At 62.4% G+C, this 8,118-nt stretch carries 10 protein-coding genes; 7 read left to right on the top strand and 3 right to left on the bottom strand.

All coding sequences use genetic code 11. The features are described 5' to 3' along the window. The first annotated feature begins 24 nt into the window (after window positions 1-24). The 6 genes from DMX11_RS25995 to DMX11_RS25530 all read left to right on the top strand — a co-directional run bounded on the left by DMX11_RS25995 (window position 25) and on the right by DMX11_RS25530 (window position 3,930). A complete protein-coding gene (locus DMX11_RS25995) occupies window positions 25-171 on the top strand; it encodes a hypothetical protein (RefSeq protein ID WP_158286187.1) in 147 nt (48 codons plus the stop codon). A 102-nt stretch (window positions 172-273) separates the two neighbouring features. Continuing rightward, window positions 274-1,212 carry a 2-hydroxyacid dehydrogenase gene (locus tag DMX11_RS25550; protein WP_110748541.1) on the top strand — a complete coding sequence of 313 codons (939 nt, stop codon included), beginning with the start codon at window positions 274-276 and terminating at the stop codon, window positions 1,210-1,212. Window positions 1,213-1,261: 49 nt separating this feature from the next. Next, a complete protein-coding gene (locus DMX11_RS25545; protein WP_110748538.1) occupies window positions 1,262-2,050 on the top strand; it encodes a PhzF family phenazine biosynthesis protein in 789 nt (262 codons plus the stop codon). 186 nt (window positions 2,051-2,236) lie between these two features. Next, window positions 2,237-2,644, top strand: a complete 408-nt coding sequence (locus DMX11_RS25540; protein WP_110748534.1) for a GFA family protein — start codon at window positions 2,237-2,239, stop codon at window positions 2,642-2,644. Window positions 2,645-2,746: 102 nt separating this feature from the next. Continuing rightward, entirely contained in the window at window positions 2,747-3,085 is a 339-nt protein-coding gene (locus DMX11_RS25535) for an FKBP-type peptidyl-prolyl cis-trans isomerase (RefSeq protein ID WP_085625484.1), read from the top strand. Window positions 3,086-3,267: 182 nt separating this feature from the next. Continuing rightward, entirely contained in the window at window positions 3,268-3,930 is a 663-nt protein-coding gene (locus DMX11_RS25530; protein WP_110748531.1) for a histidine phosphatase family protein, read from the top strand. A gap of 36 nt (window positions 3,931-3,966) precedes the next feature. On the opposite strand, the gene DMX11_RS25525 is transcribed toward DMX11_RS25530, so the two are convergent. From DMX11_RS25525 to DMX11_RS25515, 3 genes are all read right to left on the bottom strand, one after another. Further along, window positions 3,967-4,695, bottom strand: a complete 729-nt coding sequence (locus tag DMX11_RS25525) for an aspartate/glutamate racemase family protein (RefSeq protein ID WP_110748528.1) — start codon at window positions 4,693-4,695, stop codon at window positions 3,967-3,969. A gap of 16 nt (window positions 4,696-4,711) precedes the next feature. Beyond that, the gene (locus tag DMX11_RS25520; protein WP_110748525.1) at window positions 4,712-6,244 is read right to left on the bottom strand and encodes an NCS1 family nucleobase:cation symporter-1; all 1,533 of its coding nucleotides are present in this window, start codon (window positions 6,242-6,244) and stop codon (window positions 4,712-4,714) included. Between the two features lie 474 nt (window positions 6,245-6,718). Continuing rightward, window positions 6,719-7,156, bottom strand: a complete 438-nt coding sequence (locus tag DMX11_RS25515) for an Lrp/AsnC family transcriptional regulator (RefSeq protein WP_110748522.1) — start codon at window positions 7,154-7,156, stop codon at window positions 6,719-6,721. A 133-nt stretch (window positions 7,157-7,289) separates the two neighbouring features. Between DMX11_RS25515 and DMX11_RS25510 the strand changes: the two genes are divergently transcribed. Next, a partial coding sequence (locus tag DMX11_RS25510) for a DMT family transporter (RefSeq protein WP_110748544.1) occupies window positions 7,290-8,118 on the top strand: 829 nt, incomplete at its 3' end.

The raw sequence follows: 8,118 nt of genomic DNA, 5'->3' as shown, positions 1-8,118 counted from the left end.
GGCCTCAGCGCTTGACGGGCATCCATGCCCGTCACCTGCCTCCGCAATGCCTGCGTTCGGCCTCCTGAAGTCGCGAAGATCAAGATCAAGATCAAGATCAAGATCAAGATCAAGATCAAGATCAAGAACAAGAACAAGAACAAGAACAAGAACAAGAACATCTCGGGCTGATTGAATGCGTAGCGGTACAGTACAGTTGTCGCTCTTTATTTTTATTGACTGTACTGGCCACTGACTCCGCATAATGCCGCTTCGAATTGACCCGGAGGTGGCATGCACAAGACAGTCCTGGTACTGGTGGAAACCGTCGATGATTACCTGCCAATGCTCGAGCAGGCCGGTTATCAACTGATCCGTGCCCCCTCACCGCAACAACGGGCTGATGCCATCCTGCGTCACGCCAATGCAGTCGATGCCGTGCTCACCCGTGGGCCACTGGGCCTGACCGCCGCCGAAATCGACGCCTTGCCCCAATTGCAGATCATCTGCGTCATCGGTGCTGGGTACGAGCAAGTCGACCTGCACGCCGCCGCCGCCCGCGGCATCACCGTCACCAATGGCGCCGGGGCCAATGCCGACAGCGTCGCCGACCACACCCTGGCCTTGCTGCTGGCGCTGCTGCGCGATGTGCCGCGCGCCGACGCCAGCACCCGACGTGGCGAATGGAACCGAGTGATTAGCCCCACGGTCAGCGGCAAGAGACTGGGCATTCTCGGCCTAGGCGCTGTAGGAAGGGCCATCGCCAAACGCGCCCACCTCGGCTTCGACATGCCCATCAGCTACCACAGCCGCACACCACGCCAGGATGTGCCCTACACCTGGTATGACAGCCCAAAGCACCTGGCCGCTGCGGTCGACATCCTCGTGGTTGCCACCCCCGGCGGCACCAGCACCCACCACCTGGTCAACGCCCAGGTGCTGGAGGCCCTGGGCGTGGAGGGTTATCTGGTGAATATCGCCCGGGCCAGCGTGGTCGACACCCAGGCACTGGTTGCCGCACTCCAGCGTGGCCAATTGGCAGGCGCCGCGCTCGACGTTTTCGACTACGAGCCAGCCGTGCCCGATGCCCTCAAAGCCCTGGCCAACACCGTGCTCACGCCCCACGTGGCCGGCCAGTCGCCAGCGGCAGCGCGCGACACGGTGGCCCTGGTGCTTCGCAACCTGCAGGCGTTCTTTGCCGGCGAGCCGGTACTGACCCGGGTCCGCCCCTAACCCATTCAGCCATCTGCCCGGCAGCGCCCGGGCAACAAGGAGTGTGTGCATGCAACTCGAAATCTTCCAGGTCGATGCCTTTTCCGCTGAACCCTTCGGTGGCAACCCGGCCGCAGTCATCCCGTTGCAAAGCTGGCTGCCGGATGATGTGCTGCAGCGCATCGCTGAAGAAAACAACTTGTCGGAAACCGCCTACTTCGTGCGCAATGGCGAAACCTTCGACCTGCGCTGGTTCACCCCGACCGTGGAAGTCGACTTGTGCGGCCACGCCACACTGGCCTCGGCCTATGTGCTGTTCGAACAACTGGGCGAGCAGGCCCAGGTGCTGCGCTTCAACACCCGCAGTGGCGAGCTGCGCGTCAGCCGCAATGCTGATGGGGCGCTGGCCATGGACTTCCCGGCCAAGCAGCCGGTTGCCGAGGATATCCCGCCCAGCCTGTTGCAAGCGCTCGGCCTGAGCCAGGCGCAGGCGCTGTACCGTAGCGACGACTATGTTGTGGTGATCGATGATGCATTGCTGCTCGATACGCTGAGGCCAGACTTCGTGGCGCTGTCGGCTTTCGATGTGCGCGGCATTGCCGTAACTGCGGCAGGGCGTGGCTTCGATTTCGTCACCCGCTGGTTCGGGCCGCGGGTTGGCGTGAATGAAGACCCGGTGACCGGTTCGGCGCACACCTCGCTGGCGCCGGTGTGGGCCGAACGGCTGGGTAAACAGGTGCTGGAATGCGAGCAGGGCGGGGCGCGCAAAGGGCAGTTGCACTGTGAAGTGCCGGGCAATGGCCGGGTGATCATCAGCGGGCGTGCGGCCTTGTACCTGCGCGGCACCGTCTACATCTGAAAGCGGCTCATATAGAACAAACATGACGTAGTGATTTGGCAGGGCCTTGTGGGAGCGGGCTTGCCCCGCGAACACCGGCCAAGCCGGTGCCATGCACCGCGCGGCCCCCTTCGCGGGCCACGCCCGCTCCCACAAAACAGCAGGCATCTATACTTGCTGGCCCAACCCCTGTTCAAGGAGCCTGTCATGGCCCTGGAAAAACACGGCACCTGCCTGTGCGGCGGCACCCGGCTCACCGTCACCGTCGACAACACCCACATCAGCGCCTGCCACTGCAGCATGTGCCGCAAGTGGGCCGGCGGACCGTTGATGGTGGTCGATTGCAGCAAGCCCCCGCTGATCGAAGGGTTGGTGCCCAGCGTCTACGACTCCTCCGACTGGGCTCAACGTGCATTCTGCGGCCAGTGCGGTACGCACTTGTACTACCGGCTCAAGGCCAACGATTTCCATGCCATCCCCGTCGGCCTGCTCGACGGGGACCAGGACTGGGACTTCAACCTGCAGATTTTCGTGGAAGAGAAACCCGCCTGGTATTGCTTCGCCAACCAGACCCAGGAGCTGACCGGCCAAGAGGTCTTCGAGCAGGGTAGTTGACCGTGTTCGCTGCCGCGCCGGGGGCGATGCACCAGCGAACTTGCCAAACAGGCGTATTCCTGAGAAAAGGCGGCATTGTTTTCTAGCGTTTGGAGTATGCACGTGAGCCAAGAACTGCAGATCATCGACCTGGTCGAGGGGGATGGCAAAGCCGCCGTCAAAGGCGCCCTGATCACCACCCAGTACACCGGATGGCTGGCCGACGGCAGCGAGTTCGATTCATCGTGGTCGCGCGGCAAGCCGTTCCAGTGCGTGATTGGCACCGGCCGGGTGATCAAGGGCTGGGACCAGGGCCTGATGGGCATGCGCGTGGGCGGCAAGCGCAAGCTGCTGGTACCGGCGCACCTGGGCTACGGCGAGCGCAGCGTTGGGGCTATTCCGCCAGGTTCGGACCTGACGTTCGAGATCGAGTTGCTTGAGGTGCTGACGCGGGATGACTGACTCGTGGACCTAACCTGGGCGTTGCCCAGGGAGCGGCATCCACCGCCAGGGAGGAACCAAACGGGTTCTGGGCACTCTGACCCTCACTCGTTGCCAAGGATGGCATTCACTAACAGGGCGCCCGGCAACAGCCGGGGAGATGTGGCGGGTGAACCCGATCTCTGCCACACGAGCCTGTCTTGATGAAGTTGCCAACATTCTTCCGCCGCCGCCGTCACTTGCTGCTGAGCCTGGTGCTGACAGCTGTCGCCGTACCGCTGGCGCTGGACGCTGTCGAAGGTCGCGCGCAACCCGTCGATGGGACCCAGACGCTGGTGTTCCTGCGCCATGCCGAAAAGCCGGGCGAGGGCCTGGGCCAGTTGAACTGCCAGGGGCTCAACCGTGCGCTGGACTTGGCTACGCTGCTGCCCGAGCGCTTCGGCAAAGCCGACTTCGTGTTTGCCGCCAACCCCTCGCGAAACGTGGAGGAAGGCAGCAAGGACGAAAGCTACAGCTACATCCGCCCGCTGATGACCATTACCCCCAGTGCCATCCGCCTCGGCTTGCCGGTGAACATCGACTACGGTGCCAACGACACCGACGAACTGGCCGATGAGTTGCTGAGCGACAAATACCGCAATGCGACCGTGTATACCGCCTGGTCCCATGGCTATCTGCCAGAGCTGATCAACACCGTCGCGGGCAAGGCCCTGGGTGAAGACCGGGTGATCACCGAGGACTGGAGCGGCGACGACTTCGACACCCTCTATGTTCTGACCCTGACCTGGCATGACGGCAAGGCCAGCCTGCTCAGCCGCAATGTGCGCCAGGGCCTGAACGATGGTGCGCATAGCTGCCCGACCTGATACGGCCGCGTACGGCCGGATCAGGCCAACGGTGCCCTAGCGGCCGAAGCGCATTGGCCAGCCCAGCACTTTCTTCGCTCGCGGCGTAGCGTAAGTGCGCACTTTTGACGTGCTCAAGCGCATGCGCACCAGCGCTTCGGCAATCGTCACCGCCGCACTGACGCCATCCACCACCGGCACCCCGGTGCGCTGGCGAATCTGCTCGTCCAGCCCGGCCATGCCGCCGCAGCCCAGGCAAATTACCTCGGCCTTGTCGTCGCGCACGGCACGTTCGGCCTGCTCGACAATCGCTTCCACGGCCCGCTGCGGGTCGGCTTCCAGTTCCAGTACTGCCAGCCCGCTGGCCCGTACCGAAGCGCAGCGGTCATACAGGCCAGATAGCCTCAGGCGGTCTTCGATCAGCGGCACGGTGCGGTCCAGGGTGGTTACCACCGAGTACGCGTGTCCCAGGTACATCGCCGTGCTGGCGGCAGCATCGGTAATGTCCACCACCGGCACGTTCAGCAACTCCTGCAGGCCTTCACGGCCGTGTTCGCCGTAACCGGCCTGGATCACGGCGTCGTAAGGCCCATCGTAGGCCAGCACCCGGTCCATCACGGCGATGGCAGCCAGGTAGCTTTCAAAGTTGCCTTCCACCGACTCGGCGCCGAACCATGGGGTGAGGCCGACGACCTCGGTCCCGGGCGCGGCCACCGCACGGGCCTGCTCGGCGATGGCTTCGGTGATGGCTTCAGTGGTGTTGACGTTGGCGATCAGAATACGCATGGGCAGTCCTCCCTGGTCAATGGCTGCTGTGGTCGACGGCGATGCACTCGCCGCTGACGTCGTGGTATTGGCGGTTGCGCGGTGCGATCAGCAGGTAGATGGCGGCGGCGATGCCGGCACCGATCAGCCACGAGAACGGCGCCACACTGTGGAAGTTGGGCACCAGGGCCAGGATGATGGCCAGCACTGCGGCGGGCACGAAGGCGGCCACGGCACGCAGGTTGATGCCCTTGCTGTAGTGGTAGGCGCCGGCCGGGTCTTCGCTGTACAGCTGTGGCACGTTGATGCAGCCTTTGCGCAGCAACCAGTAGTCGGACATGATCACCCCGTACAGCGGGCCGAGCAGGGCCCCCAGGCCCGACAGGAAGTACACGATCACCAGCGGGCTGTTGTACAGGTTCCACGGCAGGATCAGCACTGCCAGGGTGGCGCTGATAAGCCCTGCGCGGCGGAAGTTGAGGTGGCGTGGTGCGAGGTTGCTGAGCACGAAGGCCGGGGCGACGAAGTTGGCCATGATGTTCACCGCCACGGTGACGATCAGGAAGGCCAGGCAACCCAGCACCAGGAACGCTGTGCTGGGGATGGCGGCGACGATCTGCGTCGGGCTGTCGATGATCTGGCCGTTGATCTGGAACTGCGCGCCGCACAGCACCACGGTGATCACCGCGAACACCAGGATGTTCACCGGCAGGCCCCAGAAGTTGCCGACGCGGATGGTCCTGCGGCACGGCGAGGAGCGGGCGAAATCGCAGAAGTTGAGCACCAGGGTGCCGTAGATCGCCAGCCACAGGGCGCCGCCGGCAAAGATGTTGCGCCACATCTCGTAACCGGTCAGCGGCTCGGCCACCGACCAGGCGATGCGTGCATCGGCCTGGACGTACATGAAACCGGCGAGGGCGGCAACGGTCAGCAGGATGACCGGGCCGGCGAAGCCTTCGTAGCGACGCACCATCTCCATGCCATAGGCAAGGATCACCAACTGCACCAGCCAAATAGCCACGAAGCACGCCCAGCCCAGGCTCGAAAGCCCAAGAATGCTGTCGTGGTCGTAGGCGGCCAGCTGCGGCCACACGGCGGTGAGCAGCACACGCAGCACCACCGAGGCCAGGTAGGTCTGGATGCCGAACCAGGCAATGGCGATGACCGCGCGGATCAGCGCCGGGATCTGCGCACCATGGATACCGAAGGCGATGCGGCTGATGACCGGGAAGGGGACGCCGGTCTTCTGCCCCATGTAACCGGAGAGGTTCATGAAGAAGTACACCAGTGCCGCGCCAATGGCCAGCGACAACAGGATTTGCCAGCCACCCAGGCCGAGGGCGAACAAGCCCATGGCGAACGAATAGTTGGCGATATTGTGCACATCGTTTGTCCACAACGCGAAGATGCTATACCCACCCCAGCGCCGGCCTTCGATGCGCGTTGGTGCAAGGTCGCGGTTATGCAGGCGCGGGCTCAGGGCAAGTGCCGGCCGCTGGCCGGCAAGGATGGAATCGGGGTGGGTGCTGACGACGGATTGTTCAGGGGCAAGGTCGAGGCTGCTACTCATTCCGGCGGGCTCCTGATGCACTTGGACTGCGATGAGCGGGCATGCGCACGGGCTCGCCATCTCGTCAGTGCAGTGTTGGCATCACAGGATTATGGGCGCGACGGCCGCCATTGGACCGGCGTCGCGGGTTCTTGTGTATTTATGTTTTGTTTTAGTTGTATACAAAACACGAGCACACAAAAGCCATTTCTGTGCCAGGCGAAAGTCAGACTTCAACAGATTTTTTTTTCAAATGCATCTTGATTGGCGCTAACTTTATGAAAGCAGGCGAATATAAGTTGACCAAATAAACAGGATTAATTTTTATCCAGCTGTATTAGTTGATCGATTGGTCAAAATTAGTTGCGAAGGGTATGTAACGTATTGGGGCGTTACCTTTAAAAGTGCACACAAAAATGGCACCTAAGGTGACATTCTTGTGTACAAAAAATAGTCAGCTTTTCCCGTGTGAGCCTTTCGCAGCACGGGCGGGCATCATTCCATCGGCGGCAACCGCCGCTTCACCGGGCTTTTCTTGATGATTGCGGTATTGGTCTCGGCCAGCACATTGATGCGGTCCAGCAGGGTGTCCAGTTGCTCCATCGAACGTACATGCAGCCGGGCGATGAAGCAGTCCTCGCCGGTAACCTTGTCACACTCGGTGAACTCGGGAATGGCAATGATCTGCCGTTCAACCTCCTGCAATTGCCCCGGCAGCGGGCGAATGCGCACGATCGCCTGCAACTGGTAACCGAAGGCCCGCGGGTCGACATTCACGGTGTAACCGCGCAGCACACCCCGTTCTTCCAGTCGGCGCAGGCGTTCGCTGACGCTGGGCGCAGACAGCCCACTGACTTGCGCCAGGGCCTTGAGCGAGCGGCGCGAGTCTTCCATCAGCGCATTGATCAGCAGTTGGTCTATCGCGTCGGTCATGTTCACCTCAACAGGTAATTTGCGGTATTTACCTTGATAGTAAAGGCAAGTTCGTCAGTTGGCCTTGGTTATCCGCTGGAAGGCTGGATTGCAACCTGTGCATACTGTTGCCATCGTCGACAGGAGGTGTGGGATGAACGATTCATTGCGCCGTGGCTCGCTGGAAATGGTCGCCGCCATGCTGATTTCCGGGACCATTGGCTGGTTCGTGCTGGTGTCCGGCCAGCCGGTGCTGGAGGTGGTGTTCTGGCGCTGCGTGTTCGGGGCGGTGACCTTGCTGGTGATTTGCGCTGCTTTCGGTTTTCTGCGGCCGGGTGTGATCAGCCGCACGGCGTTCCTGTTGGCGATTGCCAGCGGCGTGGCCATCGTCGGCAATTGGTTGCTGTTGTTTGCTTCGTACTCGCGGGCGTCAATTGCCATCGGCACGGCGGTGTACAACGTGCAGCCGTTCATGCTGGTGGGGCTGGCGGCGCTGTTCCTGGGTGAGAAGATCACCCTGGCCAGGGTGACCTGGCTGAGCGTGGCGTTCCTCGGCATGCTGGCCATCGTCAGTGCTCATGGTACGGGGCAGGCGGGTGGTGAGGACTATTTGCTGGGCATCGCCCTGGCACTGGGGGCGGCGTTGCTGTATGCCGTCGCGGCGTTGATCATCAAGCGCCTGAATGGCACGCCGCCGCACCTCATTGCGTTGATCCAGGTAACCACCGGTGTGCTGTTGCTGGCACCGTGGGTCAAGCTCGGCGGATTGCCGGGTGAACTGCCGGCGCTGGCCAGCCTGCTGACCCTGGGCATGGTACATACCGGCTTGATGTATGTGTTGCTGTACAGCGCCATCCAGCGCTTGCCCACGGCGTTGACCGGGGCGCTGTCATTCATCTACCCGATTGCGGCCATTCTGGTGGACTGGGTGGCGTTCGGGCACCGGCTGGCACCGCTGCAGTGGCTGGGGGTGGGGTTGATCC

This window comes from Pseudomonas sp. LB-090624, assembly GCF_003205205.1.
Lineage (GTDB): Bacteria > Pseudomonadota > Gammaproteobacteria > Pseudomonadales > Pseudomonadaceae > Aquipseudomonas.
The sequence above is the reverse complement of the archived record's forward strand: the minus strand, read 5'-3'. Positions and strand labels throughout refer to the sequence as shown.